Genomic DNA, 19,728 nt, shown 5'->3' with positions numbered 1-19,728 from the left:
TGCCCCGCAGTCTGAACGAACGACCGTTTACGCCGTTCGATTTCCAAAAGCGGACGGGCGGCTTTCCACCCATGTTGTCTAAATGTAGACGGTTCGGTTTTCGAAGGGTCAAGCGATCTTTGCCATAAGGCGACCGGCGGCACCTTGCTCTGCCGCAAGATTCCGATTGTACGCAAGCGGCATCCGCGCTGATTTCCACCGCAAAGTGTCCATAATACCCGCCAGATCCTCGCCACTGGCAAACAGGTCCTGGTTAAGCCCAATACGCGTCGAGTGGGAGCTGATGCCTTTGAGCAGTCGAGCGATATCCTCTTCAGTCAGGTCGGGCAGCGCACTGCGGTCAAACGCGCGCTGGATAATCGATCGGAAGATCGGTCCGATCGAGCCTGGATGCAACGCTACAATGCCAACGTCATACGCCACGCGCGCCTCCACCGCAGGTTTGGAAAGTGTCTTGCGCAGATCCCACGTCTCCCGACCCGAGATGCTATGGATCGAGCGGCCACGCACCGCTGTGCAAGCCTTGTAACGACGCACTTGCACACGTCGGAAAAGCGGCCCAGTTGTGATCTCGGCCGCCTCGGTCCAGGCAGCTATCGCCGCAACGGTCCGCGGGCTGAGATAGGCAGTGGCTCCCTCCCCATCCTGATCACCCTTGTGTCGCAGGATTTCCAGCAGCCGCGCTTCGGGGTCGATCGCTTCCTTGATATGGTCGATGGCGACTGCCACCAGCTCAGATGCGCGCAAACCTGTGTCATACGCAGTCGAAAGGAGCGCGCGATCGCGCAGTTCAGGCAGATCATCCCCGCAGCTTTCGAGCAAGGCCCGGATATTAAGCCCGCGCGCCTTGTCGCGCTCGACATCGCGCACTGGGCCTTTGAACCGGAGCGGCCGCGCCTGTTTCTGCGCCGTCCCCTTCTTGCGGCGTACAGCCTGTAGCCGCAGCTTGACCAGCGGGGCGGGCGTCGGATCCTTGAGATCAAGCAACTGGTGGATTTTAGCAATCGACGCCTTGTAACGGGACAACGAAGCCGGCCGGCTCCCCTTTCCTGCTCGGGCATCAAGATAGTCTGCCACAGTCTCGGCCGTCGCCGGTAGCGCGATCCGGCTAGTGTGCCGACACCACGCGTCGAACGCCGCAATGTCGGATTTGACCGCCCGGATGCTGTGGGGCGACGAGGCCGCCTGGTAAGCGGCGATAAGCGGCTCATTGACGGCGATGCGCTCGCCCGCACGCATCTGTACAATTATCCAGGAGAGATCGTTCGGTGGCCTGATCGCCGGCACGCTCGCCTCAGGTGCTGCAATAGCGGTCTTATGCCCTTCCGGCGCGGTTTTTGTACCCATTGCGCGCCTTACTCCTCCGCAACGCATGTACCGCACCTTATAAGGGTTGGTCAATTTCGCTTATGTGATAACTGCAATTATCATATATGCATACATCAGTAGCCTGCCCACGCTAGACTGAGATGCCCCGTTAGGGATATACTCGCATTGTGACGCGCGCTATTCCTGACCTTTCGAAGCCGGTTTGGACTTCCAAACTCGTGGCTGCTCTTGAGCGCGCCGCGGCGGCCATAGGCAGGCTAGATGCCCGCGTTTGCGTCAGTCCGGTCGCTGCACCGTGGGCCATTCGCGCTTCTTGGACGGGGTATGCCACCGCGCTCAGGGGGCAGTCTGTAGAAATTGACGAAATCGACATTTTCGGTCAGGAATGTGCGATCAAACTCCCCGGTCGACCGCTGATCCCGACCCATACGGAAGATCCCGGGGCCTTGCACGAATGGCAAGCGCGGTTGCGGCAACGCGAGCCGCACTATTGGCGGGACATTGCCACTATGCCGACCGCCGTGGGCGAGGACTGGAACCGGCGCCCCGCACTGCTTCGGACTCTAGAGGTCACCGCGCATCATGCGCGAGCCGACGCTACCATCGCTCCGTGGCTGACGTTCCCCGCCCTGCTCCGCTCGATGGCCGTCACTCGGGCAACGCTCCCGTGTCTCACAGTCGGGGATAAGGCGATGCGCCTCGCTCCGCGCGAGGGCGAGGCCATCATCCTACGCAACCTGCGTGGTCTTGCCGATCGCGCCGACGAGGCTCTTGATCGACTCCAGGCGCTTGAGGATCACCGGCTGCGGACAGCCGAAGCGATCCGTGCCGCGCACCGGCCTGGGAGGCTTCTGGAACTCGCCGCTCTGGTTCAGTTCGCGCCGGTGGTGAGCCCGCGTCAAATTGCACAGCGTTTAAACATGACACTTTCGGGGGCCGGAAAGCTGCTTGCACGCGCCGCAGACCTCGGACTGCTCGCCGAGGTCAGCGGTCGAATGGCTTGGCGCGCCTATATGGCCCCGGATATCGCAATAGCGTTCGGGTACGTCACCCGACCGGTCGGACGACCCCGCGCCGCACCGCGACAGCTAACGGAGCTCGAACCAACCTTGACGGCTTTCGATCGCGAGATGGCGGCTCTAGATCTCGTCCTCGAGAAGTTCGGTGTGATCAGTCCTGCGGAAGAGCCAATCTCCTAGATTCAACCTCACCGCGCAGAAGGACGCGTCGCACAAAGCTCAACGCATCGAGTTCTGGTATCTCCCTTACGTCCAGTGCTGATCGAGCACCTCTCGTATCGCCTTCTCCGCGTCTTCCCGCGAAGCTCCACTTTTATGTAACAGCGTCAGGCGGACACCCTTGCGATCGGCGCTTTCGATCCGAAGAACAGCCTTCCCCTTAGAGGACGAGATGGTCTGGACCGATCCTGACCTCTTGGGGGATCCTGACTTTCTGGGGGGGGGTGCAGCTGCGGTCAACGCCCGGATAATATCAAGTACGGGCATCGGGGTTCCGGTGTCTATCTGCCGCTTCCTTAGCATTGCAGCCTCCTGAAAGACCCGAACTCGCTTTTCCTCTGGCTTCAGTAGTGGCTTCAAAGCGATCACGTTTCGGATCGTAAGCGACTGCGGTTCCGGGAATGCCGCCATTAAGCCCTCGGGCAGGCGCGCCAGATCAAGATACCGAGTTAGCCAGCTTTCACTGACGTTGATCCTCTCCGCCATCGTCTTTTGGCGCCCACCATAATAGGCCTCGAGCGCCCGGAGATAATCGCGCGCGCGCTCGAGGTCGGTAAGATCGTCGCGGGCTCGGTTTTCGATGTCAGCCAGCCGGAACGCTTCCTCATCGCCGATTTCCCGAATGTCGACGAGGAATTTGAAGTCTGGATAGTTGTGCGACCGGAGCCAGCTGATCGTCCAGTGGCGGCGCGCTCCGCAGATTACCTCGAAGTCGCAATCCGGATCGCCCGAAACGCGGCGGACGATGGCCGGCATCTCCTGCCGACCCTGCGCCTTGATGCTCTCGATCAAATCTTCGCAGCGTTGCTCATTCAGCAACCCATATTCGCGATTATGCCCGGACCACATGCGACAGCGTGCTGGATCGACCAGTTCGTGGGTCCGGGTGATCACGGCACCCGAAGCGAGTTCCGCAATTCGGTTGCTTCGCCCCGTGAGGACATTGTTTGCGATCCCGCTACGTCTCGGCGCGGCCTCATTGCTGAGGTCGATTCCGGCAGCTAGATCGGCTGCAAATCCACTGTTCTTCCCGCTCATGCAGCCCTCCGGTTCTCGCAAATTGCACGCGTGCAATTTCGCTTTTTCACGCCAGTGCCTCCTGGCGCAAGCGGGCACGATGGCTTGGCCACATCGACCGCACATCGATCTCGATTTCCTGATTTACACCGTCGAGATAGGCGAGGCATCGGTTACGAACCTGCGAGCTGGTGGCTGGCCCGTCTAACTCATAGACCGTCATTAATCGCGCCGTAGCGTTGTCGATTTCGGCGGAGTCCTTTAGCGGCGTGCGGATCATGGCATGCCCGAAAAGGGTTCGCATGAGGTTCAGCAGTTCTTTCTGCATCGACTTGTTCTCGTCGACCTTCGACGCGACAAACCGAAGGAACTGCAGATCGGGAGCTAGGCCGCGTTCCGTCAGCTGTTCGATCGTCTCGTCGAGCATCGACAGAAATGCTGCGGTTGAGGAAAAGTCCATCACCGTCGGCGGCACCGGCACAATGAGTGCATTGGCGGCGCGAAGGACTGAAAGCGAGATAGCGCCGAGCGCGGGGGGCGGGTCCATCACGATCACGTCGAACCTATCCGAAATGCTGTCGATGCCTACCCTCAGGCGATCGAGCAGTTCGCCGCTGCCACGTGCCATCCTCGCTGCCAGTTCGTATTCAGAGTTGAACAACCGCAAATTAGCCGGAATTAGCTCAAGTCCGTCGAAGTGCGTCTTGCGCAGCGCGTAATCGAGCGATGTCCGCTCCTCTTCCCGCAGGAACGGATAGAGCGTGTCATCCTCCGTAAGATCCAGATCGGGGACATACCCAAAAAGTGTTGTCGTGGACGCCTGGCTGTCGCAATCAATCAATGCGACGCGATACCCGTGAATTGCCAGGTACTGGGCAAGGTGGACCGCGAGCGTCGATTTCCCGACGCCGCCCTTGAAGTTCTGGACCGCAACGACGCAGCACGGATCTTCAGCGGTGCGATAAGGCCGCGTCCCGAACACCCCCCGCATGTCGTTAATCTGAGCAAGCGTGTATCGCTCCCGCCGGTTATTCTCGCCGCGCACCGGCTCTGGAAGCCGACCATCTTTTTCGGCATCTCGGATTGCAGCGGCCGTTCGTCCCACCAGCTCGGCGGCCTTGCTTATGGTAAATGTGGGTTCGCGTCGATCACCAGCACGAGCACTCCGCGCAGAATCCCGGAGCTTCTCGAGCACCGACGACGTGCGGGCAGCGAGTGTCGCCACCGACACTAAGTCTTGGGCGCCCTCAATATCCAATGCCGATGTCACATGCCCGCCTTTTTGAAATTTGGGACATGGTGCGCTTACTTGCGCTTTTTTGTCAATAAACTTAAGAATTGCGAAAGCTGGTGTGGCGAGAAATGCACTTCTGGTCGGCTCCGGAGGCTATCCTGACCTTTTGGGGGCAAACGAAATTGCACGCGTGCAATTTTTACGAAGCCCTGCCCCGCCGAGTAACCCAACCCTCACAAAATCCCGTCCAAGCTTTCAGCAATTTTGCTCCTCGAACCTTCTCAATCCGATCGCCCATTTGCTGTCTGAAGCCGTCTGCGATCAGATCGATGTCCCAGCCCCCGCCGTCGTGCCGGGCAATCGCCGCAAGCTCCTCTGCTCCAAACCGGATTGATCCCGACGGAAAGACGAGCTCAGCCGACTTCGCTGGAACGGGGGCCGGCTTCTGCTCTGCGATGGCAGGCACGATCGTCATCACTTCGACCGTTCCATCCCGCCGCTGTCGACGCCCGCCGGAATGGCGTTCGAGCTCATCGACGGTGGCGATAAGCGCTGGTGTGTCCTTCGGTTCAAACCGGAATTCGATCTCCACGACGGTCCGACCCTGCCTGATCTCCCGCCATTCGACGCGGAAATGCGCAAGCTGATCTATCTCAGCCTTTGCTTTCTCAAGTACCTTCCGTCGAAGCTGCGCAAAATCGGTGTAAACTTCGGGAGGTATGCCGAGAGCAGCGCGCAGCGCGGTCATATCCCCGCGCCATGTTGCCTGCCTGCGATGCAGCCGAAGCGCCCCCAGTTCATAAAGCTTGAGCGCATAGTTCGAGCGAAAACCGAGGACTGCCTGACGGTTCAGGACCGCATAAGTCTCGGATGCCTGAATTAGTTTTCTAGCATCAGCGGTAAATTCCCATTCAATCCACCCGGCCTCGCCCTCCTCCTCCGTTTCTTCCCGCGATCGGGAGATGAGAGAGAACAGGGTGGTGGCCTTCTTCCCGCGCCATGATCGGTCATCGACAGCAAACAGTGTCCGATGGAGTTCCTGGAGCATGTCCGTGATCCGCTCATTGCCTTTATGGCCGCGGCGAATGTCGGCCTTTCGCATTCGGTGTGGCTTGTCTTCCCAAGCATCCCCGCCTGCAGTTAAAATCATCAAAGCCAGTAATCGCGATGCCGTAAGGCTCAGCGATTCGCCTTTGACGAACTTCACCTCGATGATGTTGCCCGGCTTTGCGAACTCGTCGCCGCCTTTAGCGCGCAATGCCGCAGCCACGCGCATCGAACGGCCCGGAAGCGGCTCCTCGGTGGCCTCCTCGACTACAACAACACTTTCACTATCGCCGGCTTCCATGCCATAACACGATCAGAATCAGAGGTCAGAGGCGTGATTGCTGCCTGACCTGACCTCCACCGTCAAGTCAGGTCAGGACGTTTTTGAATTCAGCATCCCCCAAGTGGTCAGGATGATGACGGTGTCAGATCTGGAAAAGCCCTATTAAAGTCACGAGTCGCGACGAACGTGCGTCCTTGTTGTTGAAACTGGCGATTTTGCGAAATTTGTCGCCGAAACTGGGATCGGAAAACCGATCGGAACGCGATATTTCCGCCGCCCCCAAATGGTCAGGATAACCCCAATCAGTCAGGAAGCTTCCCCCGCCAGGACAGGATGTAGCCCCCAATCGGTCAGCGAAACTCCCCCGCAAGGTCAGGCCACTTCTCGTATGCTACTGAGACTACGCCGTTTTTCGCCCGCGAATTAGAATCTATTGAATCATGAATCCTTCCGCTGCGAGCAGCGTCGTTTTTATAGAGTGATTCTTAAGAACAAGAGAGTGATCGAGATGGCCATCGATCGATCCCATACTGCTCGCCGTGGCTACGCCCTAAGGCTTGTGCGCGTGTCGATGATGCTTAAGTGGCCGCGATCGGAGGGCTCGAGCCGCATACCGTTCATACGCCCTTCGCCGCGGTGCAGTTCGAGGAGGGGCTACCGCCAACCTGCGGATTGAATTGTCGCGACGACTTGCAGCGGAGCGCTGCCGAGCCGATCAAGCCGCCTGAGGCACTTGCGCAGTGGCCGATCCTTAGGCTTAACCGCGGCGGCGAGCTGCTCTGCAACAAGCTGGGTATCCATGACGCCGCCAACCTGACGAAGGCGCAATATCGGGTCACAAGCGAGAAGATAACCCAAGCTACGACGCTGCGAGTCGTGCTCGGTGCACAAGGCTATCGTCAGCTCAGTGCGCACATCTTACAGTATCTGTATGACTGGACTGGAGAAACCGGCTCGGTCCACACTTTTAGACCAGGGACTTTCTTCGCCCGCGCAATTCATCCATCGCGATCTCGAACAGCGCTTCGAGACTTTTGTAGGCAGGGCCCGGCTAGAAGGCACCGACCTGGAGATATTCGCGGACAGAGTGGCCGAACAACTTGTAGAGTTGAACTTCATCCATTTTTTCCGCGAACGTCGTCGTTGCACCCAAGCCGATTCGGCTCGTCACCATGGCGAGCGCTGAGAGTAACGTGAACGGCTCGAACAAGGTGATGGTGTGGCTGTGCTTCAGCACGCCGGGCGGACGCTTGATCTCCGCTTAGCATATTCCGCCCATTTCGGCGACTGGCACGCCCGGTCCGTTCAAGCCAATTGGTCCGGGTATACCGCCAGAGCATGCCGGCTTCCACGCTGCACTCGAACGGCTAACCAGACGCGAAGAAGAAGAGATTTCCTCAGCTGCGCAGCGGCTCTTGTCCGAATTGCACTAACGCCCTCTCGCGTTGAAACGATAACGGGGCCGGAACCAATAGCAGCGGTCCCGACCCCGTCGATCGGAGGATCCCCCGTCGAAACAGTGGATAGACAGGCTCAACGCGTTAGCGACGATTCCGGTCCACCACCCCCGTTATACGGTTCATCCTCAATTTCCCATGAACGAGCCGTTCCGGCCGTTCCGCTCGCCATACGGCACGCCACCCGAAGAACTTCACCCGAAGGACATCAACCCCAAAGTGACATCAACATGACCGTCATTGCACTCTCGGCTCATCGCAGTTCGCTCGCGTCATTCGAGAACGCCTACGCCGTCGCCATTCTGCTTCGCGAAAATACTGGAGTCGACCAGTTTGTGGTCCGCACCGACAATCCCATCCAGCCCTTCCGTGTCTCCCGGTGCCGGCCACACCACCCGGAGAGTCTTCTCGCCCTGGTCGCCTGACCAGGTTTCCGTTGTCAGCCGGCGCTCGACACATTGGTTATGATCTGCGCGGCCGTGCGGCCTTCACACAGTTCAGCGTTCGTCGCGTACAGCACCGGTAGCTTCTGCTCGCGCATAACGTTGCACATCCGGCCACGACGGTACGTCAAGCTCTGCAGCCAGGCCAAATCGGTGATCGCCTGCTCGATCGGCGTGTCGTACAGCAGATACCAAAGGCGCATCTGGTACGGGTTCTTGTCGCGCAGGATCTCCTCGATATCCTTGTAGCCTTCACCGTATCCCGTCGTGTTGCGGACGTCGCTCGCGAGCGCGGTAAACGCCTCCTGCAACTCCGTGATCGCGAGATAAGCGACGTCGAGGCCGATGCCGACCGTGGCGCCTGCAAGCACCCTGCGATCGACCGACACCTGCGGATCGCCGTTGTCGTCCTTCTCGTTGTTGTTCAGCACGTCGAGCAGCGGCAGGTCGTAATCGTACCCCCGCATCATGTCCTGGACCTTCATCATATTCTCCTTCGGGTGAGGCCTCGGACTTCCTCCGACCGTCACGCGCCCTGTTTCATGGCCGCATGACGAACATTGACAAATCCGCCACCTACGGCAATGTCTGTATGTCACGACAAATAAGGTCAGCCCGAAATGCAAACTTTTTCCAGTCGCGACTTCAATCGCGAACCGGGGCGCATCAAGCGCGCGGCCGTGGACGGTCCCGTCATCATCACCGAGCGCGGTCGGCCGATCATCGCGGTGATGCCGTTCGCCGAATATGAGCGGCTGAAAACACCCCCCGGCAACATCCTCGACGCGCTGGACATGGACGAGGTCGGCGACATCGACGTCGACTTCACGCGACCGCAGTCCTTCCCGCGGCCGGCAGTATTTGACTGATGTACCTGCTCGACACCAACGTCCTCTCCGAGCTGCGCAAGCGTCGCAGCGGAAAGATCAATCCGGCTGTGGAAGCATGGGCCGGCAGCGTCGATCAGGCCGACATGTACCTCTCGGTCATTACGATCATGGAGGTCGAGCTCGGCATCGCGCTTCTTGAACGACGCGATGCCAGGCAGGCCGGCGTGTTACGGCTCTGGCTTCACGAGAAGGTTATGCCAGCGTTCTCCGGTCGCGTCCTGCCTGTAGACACGACGATCGCCCGGCGCTGCGCGCGGCTGCACGTCCCGGAAACCAAAAGCGAGCGCGACGCGTGGATCGCGGCGACGGGGCTTGCGCATGATCTGACAGTCGTCACCCGAAACATCGCGGACTTCACGGGAACCGGCGTGACGCTCCTCGACCCCTGGACCTTCGCCGACTGAACAACTCCACTCCGAGATACGCAGACCCAAGGGTTGCGACGCGGATCCGGCGCACGCTTTTGGAAGCGTTCATCAAATGCCATCTAATCTCGATCAAGGTATTGGATGTTGGATGACTGACGCGCTTCCGGACTCCCCTTTTACCGATCGGCAGCCGGTGGATGTACCGCTGAACCTGATGAAGATGGCACTGGTGGTGCTTGACCAAGAAGTTGGGGCGACGCTCGCTGCAGCTCGCCTTGCGGAGGCCATCGAGGTAGGAAGTCGAGCTATGAGAGGAAAAGGGCATCAGCAATAATAACTGGCCCGTTTTGCCGGCTGTCGTGTTCTGTCTAAATGACAACCTCCACAGTCCCCTACCGCCGCTAACGCGGCCGCTTCGCGGTCCCTGACCCTCACCAATCCGGCCGACGGTCGGACTTCGTCATGATGACCATAGGAGGACGAAATGCAGGTCGCGTTGTTCAGAGCACTGAAATCGGCTAATATCGACGACGACGCAGCTGCAAAGGCAGTCGTCGTCGTCGAGGAGCAGATCGACATGGCCGTGGGTCGCGCAATTGAGCCGTTGAAGCAGCAAATCGCCGGGCTTGAGCTCAAACTCGATCAGCGGATTGCCGGACTGGAGGTCAAGCTGGATAGCGGCCTCAAAGGCATGCAGACGTCGATCGATGGGCTCAAATGGTACATCATCGGGCTGGGCTCGCTGATGACTGGCGCGATCGCAGTTGGGGCAGCGCTTACGGCATACGCTCAGTTCATCAAATGACCTAGGGAGGGGCTACGGCCCCTCCCCTCACCATCTCACGACTATAGGGCCATCCGGGCAATCGGGTGGCCCTTTTCCGTGCCCTATTACACGGCCCCGCCCGACCGGCGCGCTCGCGTCGGTTCGGCCCCTACGGGCCTCCCTTGCTACGCATCGGCCGGGGGAGCGCCAGTGCGGGCATCGAGCCCGCCCCGGCGCTGCTGCCGCACCCCGCCGATCAGGCCATTTCCACTGCCCGATACGTCTCGCTCGCCTACGCGCAGCGGCCCTTGGGCCGCGCGCTGGCTACGCCTCGCCGATCGGGCTGGCGTGCGTGATTGTCAGCGTCCCGCATCCTTACCGGAGAGGAGGGAGGGAAGAGTTCGCGGTTTCAATGAAGGATGTCAGCATGACCATCACATTCCGCGTCGAAGACGGCCGTTCGATCCTACCGCCAAGCGCTGCCGTCATCACCCCTGACCAGTTGGCAGCGTTTCGTGATATGCTTGCCGAACAGGCGCTTCGGTTGGGCTTTGCGTTGCTCCTACCCGTCTACGGCGTGACGGGTGATCCGTGGTTCGAGTTCGATGCGCGCGTCTGTCATCTGTCGCTGGCAACGGTCGCGCGATGCTTCGATCACGATCCCTCCGTGATCGCGATTCTAGACGAGGCGCAGTTCCTTGGTCGACGGGTCCGGATCGCTCAAACCGACCGGGCGCGCGACATCGAGATGCGGTTGTCCCTGAACCCAGATGCGGCCCCGGAAATCGCTCTGGCGAACCCGGCCGCGCTCACACTGTTGGAGGGCCTTGGCATCGATCGAACGATCGCCGGAATGGTCCCAATGACAGAACTGCGGCAACGCCTGATGGACCCGCGGATCCGGCGACGCCTCGATGCCGATCCGGGGATAGCCGATTGCGTTGAGACACTCTCCAAAATGGCGGCACTGAAGCCCGTGGACGGCGAGTATCTGCTGGCTTGGATCTGATCGCCTGCCACAACGAAACAGGACGCAAGGGACGCCCAGCCTAACGGCTGGCGCGTCCCTTTTTTTGCTTGATACCGCCAAGCCGGCTTCGCCGCTTTCCGGCTGAAAGAGAATGGCCGCACAGGGTAGCAAACCCGTGCGGCCATTGAGGCGGGCCTCGGCCTCGAAACGTCGCCGGCTTACGCCGTCAGCCGCTTCTCGACCTCATCCACGCCCAGCGTCTTCACCGCCTCCATAATCCGCTCCAGTCGATCCAGTGGGAGCTTGAGCAACCCTACCTTCTCGACCTTGTCGATCGCCGTTTCCCGCAGCTTCTTCAGATGCGCCTTTCGACGATCTGCCAGCTTGCGTTCCTCGGCCTCGATCGCGGCCATTTCAGCGTCCAGTGACTTCGCCATATTCTTGCCTTTTGGTCAGGCTGATCGGGCTCTGAACAAACCCGGTATAACCGCCACTCGACCGATAGAAAAGGCCGAGACTAAGGCTCCCAGCATCACCCACGGAGACCCCGATGACGATCATCGAAGAACGGACCCAAGACACCCGCGCGGAGCGCAGGATCGGACAAGCTTTCCGCCGGCATGGCGGGGCCTTTTCCCGTGGATCACCGGAGGACCTTCACATCGAACCGGACGCACGAGGAGATCAGAGCAACAATGATGGATCGGGACTACAGTAGAGCACACCCTTGCAAGCTGCGCTTGCTTTTCCCGTGGCTTTTCAGTGGCTTAGGTTAAAGAAGGGCGCGCACCGGTGCGCACTCGTTTAGCAACCGCTTCGCACCGCTTTGAAAAAGCGCGGTTTTCCGCCAATTTTTACGGTGCGAAGCGGTGCTTATTTTTGCACTCGCCCACCACGCATAATTGCCAAGAGGCTTCCAGTAGCCTATCAAATCAACCGTCGAAGCGCTCACCATCCTCCCTGCTAGGAGGTTGGTTTGAAACTTTCCAAATATGCTCGGACCGTTCGGTTCGAGCCTGAGCATTATGCCCGCCTAGAGAAGCTTGCCCTTGACCAGGGTAAGTCGATGGCCGAGCTCGTGCGTACCGCAATCGTCAGTTTCCTCGACGGCCAGCCGAAGCTTTCTGCAAGCGAACGGCGCCATCTGCGAGTGACCGAATATATGCAGGTCGCCCTCGACGCGATCATCCGGGAAAACCACCCGGAACTGCGCGAAACGCTCGTCCTCGAAACCGACCGTCGTATGAAGCTTCATCATGGCGCGTGATGACCCCAAAGCGCCCCGCCAGGACATCCGCAACGACAAGCGGCCGATCCCCCAGGAACACCATTCAGCCCGCGGCGCTGCACCGCGCAATTCCGGCAACTTCACCCGCGGGAGCCAGCTGCTTAATACGCAGGTGCTCATGTGGCTGCAGGGCATCAAGATGCCGGTCTACATGTGGCTCGGCGTGTTCGTCATCGCGTACACGGCGATCCTGTCGCTCAATCGCACTTCATGACGCTCGGCACCACCGGCTTAGGTAAAACAACCGTGTTCCGCAAGCTCCTCGCCCAGATGCGAGAGCGTGAAGATACCGCCGTCGTTTTCGACCTGACCGGGGCATATGTAGAAGCGTTCTACGACCCCGAACGCGACACAATTCTAAATCCGGCAGATGCCCGTTGCCCGGCTTGGACGATCTTCAACGACTGCCATTCCTATAGCGATTTCACCGCGGCAGCCGGTGCGCTGATCCCGTCCGATGGCGGGGCGGCTGACCCCTTCTGGGCGCTCGCTGCACGGACCCTGTTCATCGAAATGTGCATGAAGCTCATCGAGAAGAAGCTGACGTCCAACAAGGCTTCGGCAGACAACCTGATGACCGCTGATCTGAAGCTGGTCCACAAGCACCTCGCCAACACCATCGCCGACCCCATTACCGCCCCGGAGGCGGCCAAGGTGGCGGAGTCGATCCGCGCCGTTTTCAACACGAATGCGCAGGTCCTCCGCTTCCTGCCCGATGACGGTCCTCAATACTCAATCAGGGACTGGATGACGTCGGAGAAAAAGCCCGGTTCGATCCTCTTTATCACGTCGAATTATACGGACCTGGAGATGAACCGGGCGCTGCTCACGCTGTGGTCGAACCTCGCCATCCACTCGCTGATGACCATGCGGAAAACGCGCGATCTGCGCACCTGGTTCGTGTTCGACGAACTCGGTGCACTGCATCGTCTGCCTGCGATCGAGAACGGCCTTCAGACCGCCCGAAACTTTGGTGGCGCGATGGTGCTTGGACTGCACTCATTCGACAAGCTTGTGCAGGTCTATGGTGAGGAAAACGCGCGCAACCTATCGTCGCTGGCGCGGACAAAACTGATCCTCGCCGCGGCCGACCTCGACACCGCGGAACAGGGCTCTCGCTACATCGGCAACCGCGAGATCCGGCAGATGAATGAGGGCTACAGCTACGGCTACAACAACACCCGCGATGCCTCAACTCTGACACCACGCAAGCAGATCGAGCCACTGGTCATCCCTGACGACATCATGAACCTGCCCAGCCTGCATGGGTTCGTGAAGTTTCCTGACGGCTTTCCCGCTGCGCGCATCCGTCTTGAGTGGGAGCATTACCCCACCGTCACTGATCGCGACTATATGCGTAATACGAACACGCAATGGGGTCGAGCCACTCGCCTGAACGCCGCGCCGACCGACGGCATCATCCTCGAAGCAAATATGGGTAGACCGAGAGCATCCAACCCTCGGCCTCGGCGCCGACGGATAACCATGCTGGTGCTGTGGTTAACTGGCGGGACGGCAGCCTTCACGGTCCTATGGGCGATCGCCTGCGCGATGGTCGGCGCACAATGGCAGGGCCAAGGCACGACATTCAGGCCCATCGACGTGCAAGACAAACCAACCATCGTGGGGAACAACCATGGAGCACGCTAACCGGGAATCGGCTTCGGCCGAGCCGACAACCCCAGATGTAATATCCGAAAGTGATTTGGCGGACAGTCTTCGAACCCAGTCATTTCACCTAATGCATGAGCATCCGATCGCGGCTGCGCACCTGGTACTGGCAGCCGCTTCGATCGCTCCGACGTGTGACGCCGAACAGGACGTTGCGGACCAATTCTCCTACGTCATTGTCGACTTTGCCCAGCGGCTAGGCGTCCTACACCGCCGTGCGGTTAAGCGACCATTGACGCTTCTACGGATGGTAGGTCGCCAAGGACTGTACCGACTTTGCAACGTGATCGACGTCATAGGGGCAATCTACGGCATCTCGACGTCCCTCCTGATAATGACCTTCATCATCTTCGACATGGATGCGAAGACCTTCGCGAAAGCGGTAACGATTCTGCTTTTCGTGGTAGGCTCACTGCTCGCAGTCGACGGGACGCTGAGCTACCGCACAGGGATAGACCGGACGTGGAATGTGACGCGTCGAGGGTCCGTCGCTACGCTGATGGGCCTTTGTAAGATTGCTTCTACGGTCTTTGGCCTTTGGTTGGTGGTGATCGGCGTACGACTTTGAAGGTTGGGAGGATGCTAGCATGTGCTACCTTGAGCTAGCTTGCCTAAACCAGCTTAGCGGGAAACAGGTTAGCATATGCTATCCGGTGCTAGCATCAGATATCGAGGACATAGCCCAAGCTACGACAAGCTAGGATAGCGTAGGAAATGATATCATAGCGTAGGGTATTGTGCGCTAGCGTAGCCTACGATACGAAACCGTAGGATATTGGGGCGTAGCACGTGCTAGGAAATGCTATCAGGAGGGGCCGATGGCCGTTGTGACGTTTGCAAACTCGAAAGGCGGATCGGGAAAAACTACCTCCGCCTTGATCTTGGCATGTGAGCTAGCGGAGCATGCCAGCGTCTGCCTGATAGACGCAGACCCGAGACGACCGCTGACAACTTGGTCGACGCTCCCGGGAAAGCCCAAGCGTTTGACGGTAGTAACGAACGCTTCCGAAAAGACGATCTTGGACGAGATCGATGCGGCGAGCGCTGACAACCAGTTTGTCATTGTGGACCTGGAAGGAACGGCATCACGCCTGACAAGCTACGCCATCAGCCAGTCGGACTTAGTTGTGATCCCAATGAAAGAGCAGCAGCAGGACGCGCTTGCCGCTATCGACGTCATTCAAGAGCTCAAGCGAGACATGAAGGCGGTGCGGCGCGATATCCCGTTTGCGGTGCTTTTCACTCAAACTCGCGTCGTCGCAAAGTCGCGTACAGCTCGGTTCGTATCTGGGCAGTTCAAGGCAAATGAGAAAACACCCGTATTTGCCACTGAGATTCACGACCGCGATGCCTATTCAGCGCTGTTTTCAGTCGGCGGTGGCCCGCGCGGGTTGTCCGCAAAAGATGTTAACAATGTCGAGGCTGCAGTCAGAAACGCGGCCGACTTCGCGGCCGAGGTCGTAACCATGCTGCGCTCTCATAGCGCAGGTCAGAAGAGGGTAGCATGACGGACTCCGCACGGAAGGCCCTGGACTTTGGGAGCCTAGACGACTTTCAGCCGAGTCGACCGATCGCACGGCCAGAGGCGTCGGTTGACGAGCAGCGTCGGGTTGTAGATCGGGCGTCTGCATTCCCCAGCCGTGAAGCTGACGCAGAAGGGCAGCTGAACATTCGGGCACCGAACGACATGCTCACGCGCTTCAAGGCGGCTGCCAAGAAGGAACGGTACACCTACGGTGCCTTCCTCGAGATCCTGCTCGATCGTTACGAAAAGGGTTGAGAGCTAGCGAGCCAAGGCTGATCCAGTGACCTTGGCTCGCTAGGCAGGGGCTGGCTATCCCGGACTTGGCGCCGACCGACGCTGCACCTGCGTGGTAGCGATAAGCTTAATTCCTGCTACTACGGAACGCTGCTGAGAATCCGGCTTTAGCGGATGCGGAACAGTGATTGTCGATTTGCCGCCTGGGTAAGTTTCACACTGCCGGCGTCCTTCAGCTCTACCTTGCGCGGAAGATCACCATCGGCGCACGAAAGGCTCGCGGAATCGCAGTAGCCTCGGACGACGAGGGGATCGAGGCCTACGGGCACAGCGTCGAATCCGAACTGGCCAGGCCCCTACAGCCTCATCCAGCAAAGGATCTAAACGGCGCTGAAAGGCCGGATCGCTACGGCGTCAAGGGCAGGGGCCTTTGCCAAGGCGCGGACAGACAGATCACCACCCCTTGGCATCAGCCCAGAGAGCGGACCGTCGTCGAAAGCACGAAGTCGTCGGCGCACAGCAGGACCGCCGTGGCTTGGGCTATCGGATATGCTCAAGCTTCAAGTTCTTGACCTTCACCTTCTTCCATTCGCGATCGGCGGTGAGGGCAGGGACTCCCAGCTGCACAGCGAGAGCGAGACAGGATCGGTCACCTAGCCCGCGGCCGTATTGACGTGTCTGGGCATGCAGAGCAGCAGCGGCATAGGCCGCTTCGGAATCGTGGGCGCGAACGTCTAGACGAAGCTCGTCAAGCAGTTCGCGGGTAGTCACTTCGTCGAGGCCGCTGAGCAGCAACTCCTTGATTACCTCCTGAAGGTTGACTGCTGAAACTGCAGCACGCCCAATGTGGGGAGCAACCTTGTCGGCACCGGGCTCATCTCGGACTAGAGCCAGCACCGCGGATGCGTCGAGAACGACGGATGTCATTATGCGTCTCGATTCACGGCGTCGGGCGCGACCTCCCCGAGATCAGCCGCAGCTTCCGCCTTTCGCTCCTCGAGGAAATCGTCAGTCGTGCGCGCATGCTTGGCATGTGCCCGATAGAGTGCCTGCGCACGCGATACACCATGCCCGATCGGCGACAAACGAACCTGATCATCCTCAACTGTTAGAATGATCTTCGCATCGCCGTGCAGGCCCATCGCTTTGCGCACTGATGCCGGAAGAACCATCCGCCCATTACTGGCAACGTTGATATCTATGGTTTGCGTGGCCATTGCTGCAATCCTCTCGCCTGTGACTTAATCGCCATATGCCAGAGTTAGGGATATGCCACAACCTGACGAGGGCTATCGGGATCGGAGTGGCAGTGCCCCTTATGTGGTGAACCTTTGAGGCACGAGTTGAGGAACGGCACTCCCAATGGCTAGAATGGGCTGGTCAGCTTGGCTAGGCTATCAGAGGTCGCTACTATCGGTTTGTAGCTATGACCGATCTGTTTGGCTACTGTGGGTATACTCATGGGAGCCGAGAGCGATGAGCGAACAATCGAAACGAGATACGATCTGCGCAGCGAGGGTCTATTTGCGGGTAAGTACCGATGAGCAAGACCTGACGCGACAAGAGGCAATCGTGGGGAGCGCGCGGGCGGCTGGTTTTTACGTCGCCGCGGTCTATCGCGAAAAAGCCTCGGGCGCGCGACCGGATCGCCCCGAACTGCTGCGCATGGTTGCTGACCTCCAAGCCGGTGAAGTGGTAATCGCCGAGAAGATAGATCGTATTAGCCGCTTACCGCTGGCCGAGGCAGAGCTTCTGGTCTCGACGATCAGGGGGAAGGGGGCTCGCCTTGCTGTGCCAGGCATCGTCGATTTGTCGGATCTGGTCGAGGACAGTTCAGGCGTAGCCCGGATTGTGTTGGAAGCGGTGCAGGATATGCTGCTGCGTGTTGCGCTGCAAACTGCTCGCGATGATTATGAAACTCGTCGTGAGCGGCAACGCGAAGGGATTGAACTCGCGAAGCGGGCAGGGCGCTACACAGGGCGAAAGCCGGATCTGGCGCATCACCGGCGCATCATCGGCCTGCGAGATGCAGGCATGAGTATTGCCAAGACTGCAGAGTTGGCGGGTTGCAGCATTGCCCAGGTCAAGCGCGTAACCGCGATCGCCCGTGCCACACGTGCTGCATCGTCTTCGGCAGGTGACCCCATCTAAGATTGATCAGCGATTAATTGGCCGATTTATAGCGTAACCCACGTTCCGCGCCCGCGCTTAAGCTATAAAGCCTACAGTACATTCGAAACGCATATTCGGATGGGTCGTAGGGTGTTGCGGCACCAGCCTTAATCGTAAGGCACTCGATTACTGTCCTCCGTTGGTAACCGTGAAAAACTCCTTGCCTTGACGCCGTTGCCGTAGAGGTTCATCAGACTCTCGGTTGCTCTTGAGGAGCCACGCTATGTTAGTCAGATCTACGATGAGTTTATAAATGCCCTCTTACATATTCAGTTTTGCTGGACGCGAGAAAGCGTACAAGACATTCAAGTGTGAATCTCTGTCACATGCACGAAATGAAGCAGTTAAGTACTTAGGCGCATATCTTGTTGACCATCCCGGTTTTGCAGATGACGGCCACTGGCGGGTGAACGTTGAAGACGAGGCTCACAATGAGCTTTTCCATATTATCGTGGCGACGGTCACTTCACGGCACGCCAAGCGGTTAAATAGCTCTGCCGACTTATGATCATTTAAACTTATGCACTAAACGGGGGTGCCGATCGGACGAGGTGGATTGGCCGATCGGCGTGACCATGCTTCTAGTTAGTAATTGGATGTAGCGCCTTTTTCGGTCGATAACGCAGCGCCGCGCCGATGACCCCAAAGCCCGTAAGCATAATCAGCCAGCTTTGCGGCTCTGGCACCGCTTGCGCCATCGTCAGTCCAAACTTGCGGTCCATGTCTTTGTAACCAGCAGCTTGCACTGCTGCTGTTACGTGTACTCCGTCAAACGAGAAGAAGCCCGCACACCCATTCGATTGCGCGCCGGCTGCAACGCAGTTGGTGTCAAAACGCAGCGGAGGAAGATCGAGCGAGGCGGGATTGGTGAGGGCTCGTTGGTTGAGATCGCTGAGACTGTACTGGAACAGATCCGTGCCAGTGCTCAGCGTCAGGCTCTTAAGCGCCGTATTGAGATAGCCATTAGCTTCGATTGTAAGCGGGTCGCCCGCCAGAGGGAAATCGGTAAACAGGATGTTTCGAGCGCCGAGGTCGTTGAGCTCCTGGATCCCGCTTACATATTGCTGGGCAGCTGCCTGCAAGTAGCTGCTAATATCAGGGTATGATCCGATCGCACCCACTGGGCCAAACACCCCTTTTGCGCCAAAGACATCGTTGCCGCCAAAGTTCAGGATATACAGACCGTTCGCGTCGAGGCCGCGCGGGGACAGCTTGAAGGCATTGATCTGCGCCTGCAGGTCAGGGATGCTGTCGCCCGTATCAACGATACGAGCGCCACCAAATGCATAATTGCTGCCACCCCTTAGAGACGGGGTAGTCGGCTTTCCAAACAGATCGATCGACAGCAGGTCGGGGTAGTCATAGCCGTTGGTAAAGCGGTGCTCGAAGTACCCGAGAGCCGGATCAGGCCGGGTGCCGCCGTTCGCAATAAACAGGTTTCCTGCGTCTACCAGGCTGTCACCGAACACCGTCAGCGACGTATAATGTTCCGTAGTTCGACCGGCAGAGGCGGGGGTGGCTGCGAGGATACCCAGGATACCAACTGCGAACGCCCACTTTTTTGCCATCTGCGTATCTCCTGACGATCAACCGGTTAACCCTAAGGTTAACGCGATGGTCGAAAATCAAAGGTTTGAACAGCGTACAGAGGTGACGCCGTGTCGATCACGTCAGAACTGTCTGCAAATTGTCACGGTCGACGTCGAACGATGGCTACGGGCACGTCACCTTTGCGTCATGGCATAGCAATTTGGGTCGCAAGGGGTACCTCATGAGGCACTGCCGTTGCCGATAGG

Annotated in this window: 23 protein-coding genes and 1 pseudogene; 14 read left to right on the top strand and 10 right to left on the bottom strand. The window is 58.8% G+C overall.

All coding sequences use genetic code 11. From position 1 onward, the window contains the following. Window positions 1-108: 108 nt before the first annotated feature. Window positions 109-1,347: a tyrosine-type recombinase/integrase gene (locus QBJ92_RS18530; protein WP_277971168.1), complete on the bottom strand. Its 1,239-nt coding sequence runs from the start codon at window positions 1,345-1,347 to the stop codon at window positions 109-111. Between the two features lie 674 nt (window positions 1,348-2,021). Here QBJ92_RS18530 and QBJ92_RS18525 point away from each other — a divergent pair. Continuing rightward, window positions 2,022-2,528: a hypothetical protein gene (locus QBJ92_RS18525; RefSeq protein ID WP_277971167.1), complete on the top strand. Its 507-nt coding sequence runs from the start codon at window positions 2,022-2,024 to the stop codon at window positions 2,526-2,528. Window positions 2,529-2,594: 66 nt separating this feature from the next. On the opposite strand, the gene QBJ92_RS18520 is transcribed toward QBJ92_RS18525, so the two are convergent. The 4 genes from QBJ92_RS18520 to QBJ92_RS18505 all read right to left on the bottom strand — a co-directional run bounded on the left by QBJ92_RS18520 (window position 2,595) and on the right by QBJ92_RS18505 (window position 7,385). Beyond that, the gene (locus QBJ92_RS18520) at window positions 2,595-3,605 is read right to left on the bottom strand and encodes a ParB/RepB/Spo0J family partition protein (protein WP_277971166.1); all 1,011 of its coding nucleotides are present in this window, start codon (window positions 3,603-3,605) and stop codon (window positions 2,595-2,597) included. Window positions 3,606-3,651: 46 nt separating this feature from the next. Next, window positions 3,652-4,854 (bottom strand): AAA family ATPase, encoded by a 1,203-nt coding sequence (locus QBJ92_RS18515; RefSeq protein WP_277971165.1) that lies wholly within the window; start codon window positions 4,852-4,854, stop codon window positions 3,652-3,654. 163 nt (window positions 4,855-5,017) lie between these two features. Then, window positions 5,018-6,094, bottom strand: a complete 1,077-nt coding sequence (locus QBJ92_RS18510) for a replication initiation protein (protein ID WP_347342800.1) — start codon at window positions 6,092-6,094, stop codon at window positions 5,018-5,020. 1,105 nt (window positions 6,095-7,199) lie between these two features. After that, the gene (locus tag QBJ92_RS18505; protein WP_277971163.1) at window positions 7,200-7,385 is read right to left on the bottom strand and encodes a hypothetical protein; all 186 of its coding nucleotides are present in this window, start codon (window positions 7,383-7,385) and stop codon (window positions 7,200-7,202) included. 450 nt (window positions 7,386-7,835) lie between these two features. Here QBJ92_RS18505 and QBJ92_RS18500 point away from each other — a divergent pair, with 450 nt between their 5' ends. After that, entirely contained in the window at window positions 7,836-8,030 is a 195-nt protein-coding gene (locus QBJ92_RS18500; protein WP_277971162.1) for a hypothetical protein, read from the top strand. Between the two features lie 14 nt (window positions 8,031-8,044). Here the strand turns inward: QBJ92_RS18500 and QBJ92_RS18495 are convergent, their stop codons facing one another. Continuing rightward, window positions 8,045-8,533 (bottom strand): hypothetical protein, encoded by a 489-nt coding sequence (locus QBJ92_RS18495; protein WP_277971161.1) that lies wholly within the window; start codon window positions 8,531-8,533, stop codon window positions 8,045-8,047. Window positions 8,534-8,668: 135 nt separating this feature from the next. On the opposite strand from QBJ92_RS18495, the gene QBJ92_RS18490 reads away from it, so the two are divergent. From QBJ92_RS18490 to QBJ92_RS18470, 5 genes are all read left to right on the top strand, one after another. Next, complete coding sequence (locus QBJ92_RS18490; protein WP_277971160.1) at window positions 8,669-8,917, top strand: type II toxin-antitoxin system Phd/YefM family antitoxin; 249 nt, start codon at window positions 8,669-8,671, stop codon at window positions 8,915-8,917. Then, entirely contained in the window at window positions 8,917-9,342 is a 426-nt protein-coding gene (locus tag QBJ92_RS18485) for a type II toxin-antitoxin system VapC family toxin (protein ID WP_277971159.1), read from the top strand. The genes QBJ92_RS18490 and QBJ92_RS18485 overlap by 1 nt, the downstream gene beginning before the upstream one ends. 112 nt (window positions 9,343-9,454) lie before the next feature. Further along, the gene (locus QBJ92_RS18480) at window positions 9,455-9,640 is read left to right on the top strand and encodes a hypothetical protein (RefSeq protein WP_277971158.1); all 186 of its coding nucleotides are present in this window, start codon (window positions 9,455-9,457) and stop codon (window positions 9,638-9,640) included. A 150-nt stretch (window positions 9,641-9,790) separates the two neighbouring features. Then, the gene (locus QBJ92_RS18475; protein WP_277971157.1) at window positions 9,791-10,111 is read left to right on the top strand and encodes a hypothetical protein; all 321 of its coding nucleotides are present in this window, start codon (window positions 9,791-9,793) and stop codon (window positions 10,109-10,111) included. Window positions 10,112-10,484: 373 nt separating this feature from the next. Beyond that, the gene (locus QBJ92_RS18470) at window positions 10,485-11,081 is read left to right on the top strand and encodes a hypothetical protein (protein WP_277971156.1); all 597 of its coding nucleotides are present in this window, start codon (window positions 10,485-10,487) and stop codon (window positions 11,079-11,081) included. 179 nt (window positions 11,082-11,260) lie between these two features. Here the strand turns inward: QBJ92_RS18470 and QBJ92_RS18465 are convergent, their stop codons facing one another. Then, on the bottom strand, window positions 11,261-11,479 hold the full coding sequence (locus QBJ92_RS18465; RefSeq protein ID WP_277971155.1) for a hypothetical protein: 219 nt from the start codon (window positions 11,477-11,479) through the stop codon (window positions 11,261-11,263). 629 nt (window positions 11,480-12,108) lie between these two features. On the opposite strand from QBJ92_RS18465, the gene QBJ92_RS18460 reads away from it, so the two are divergent. From QBJ92_RS18460 to QBJ92_RS18445, 5 genes and pseudogenes are all read left to right on the top strand, one after another. Next, window positions 12,109-12,309, top strand: a complete 201-nt coding sequence (locus QBJ92_RS18460; RefSeq protein ID WP_277971154.1) for a hypothetical protein — start codon at window positions 12,109-12,111, stop codon at window positions 12,307-12,309. Beyond that, complete coding sequence (locus QBJ92_RS20685; RefSeq protein WP_431358435.1) at window positions 12,299-12,544, top strand: hypothetical protein; 246 nt, start codon at window positions 12,299-12,301, stop codon at window positions 12,542-12,544. The genes QBJ92_RS18460 and QBJ92_RS20685 overlap by 11 nt, the downstream gene beginning before the upstream one ends. Beyond that, a pseudogene (locus QBJ92_RS18455) lies at window positions 12,529-13,674 on the top strand (type IV secretion system DNA-binding domain-containing protein); the annotation flags it as partial. The gene QBJ92_RS20685 and the pseudogene QBJ92_RS18455, both read left to right, overlap by 16 nt. Window positions 13,675-14,284: 610 nt before the next feature. Next, window positions 14,285-14,569, top strand: coding sequence for a hypothetical protein (locus QBJ92_RS18450; protein ID WP_277971153.1), 285 nt, complete (start codon window positions 14,285-14,287; stop codon window positions 14,567-14,569). A 250-nt stretch (window positions 14,570-14,819) separates the two neighbouring features. Beyond that, window positions 14,820-15,509, top strand: coding sequence for a ParA family protein (locus QBJ92_RS18445; protein WP_277971152.1), 690 nt, complete (start codon window positions 14,820-14,822; stop codon window positions 15,507-15,509). 791 nt (window positions 15,510-16,300) lie between these two features. On the opposite strand, the gene QBJ92_RS18440 is transcribed toward QBJ92_RS18445, so the two are convergent. Then, window positions 16,301-16,687, bottom strand: a complete 387-nt coding sequence (locus QBJ92_RS18440) for a type II toxin-antitoxin system VapC family toxin (RefSeq protein WP_277971151.1) — start codon at window positions 16,685-16,687, stop codon at window positions 16,301-16,303. Continuing rightward, window positions 16,687-16,977, bottom strand: a complete 291-nt coding sequence (locus QBJ92_RS18435) for an AbrB/MazE/SpoVT family DNA-binding domain-containing protein (protein WP_277971150.1) — start codon at window positions 16,975-16,977, stop codon at window positions 16,687-16,689. Before QBJ92_RS18435 ends, QBJ92_RS18440 begins: the two co-directional genes overlap by 1 nt. 259 nt (window positions 16,978-17,236) lie before the next feature. On the opposite strand from QBJ92_RS18435, the gene QBJ92_RS18430 reads away from it, so the two are divergent. After that, window positions 17,237-17,911, top strand: a complete 675-nt coding sequence (locus QBJ92_RS18430) for a recombinase family protein (protein WP_277971149.1) — start codon at window positions 17,237-17,239, stop codon at window positions 17,909-17,911. A 274-nt stretch (window positions 17,912-18,185) separates the two neighbouring features. Continuing rightward, window positions 18,186-18,440, top strand: coding sequence for a DUF6894 family protein (locus QBJ92_RS20680; RefSeq protein ID WP_431358434.1), 255 nt, complete (start codon window positions 18,186-18,188; stop codon window positions 18,438-18,440). A 73-nt stretch (window positions 18,441-18,513) separates the two neighbouring features. Here QBJ92_RS20680 and QBJ92_RS18425 read toward each other — a convergent pair whose 3' ends face one another. Further along, on the bottom strand, window positions 18,514-19,500 hold the full coding sequence (locus QBJ92_RS18425) for an SGNH/GDSL hydrolase family protein (RefSeq protein WP_277971148.1): 987 nt from the start codon (window positions 19,498-19,500) through the stop codon (window positions 18,514-18,516). Window positions 19,501-19,728: the final 228 nt, after the last annotated feature.

The organism is Sphingomonas echinoides (assembly GCF_029623395.1).
GTDB lineage: Bacteria > Pseudomonadota > Alphaproteobacteria > Sphingomonadales > Sphingomonadaceae > Sphingomonas > Sphingomonas echinoides_A.
The sequence above is the reverse complement of the archived record's forward strand: the minus strand, read 5'-3'. Positions and strand labels throughout refer to the sequence as shown.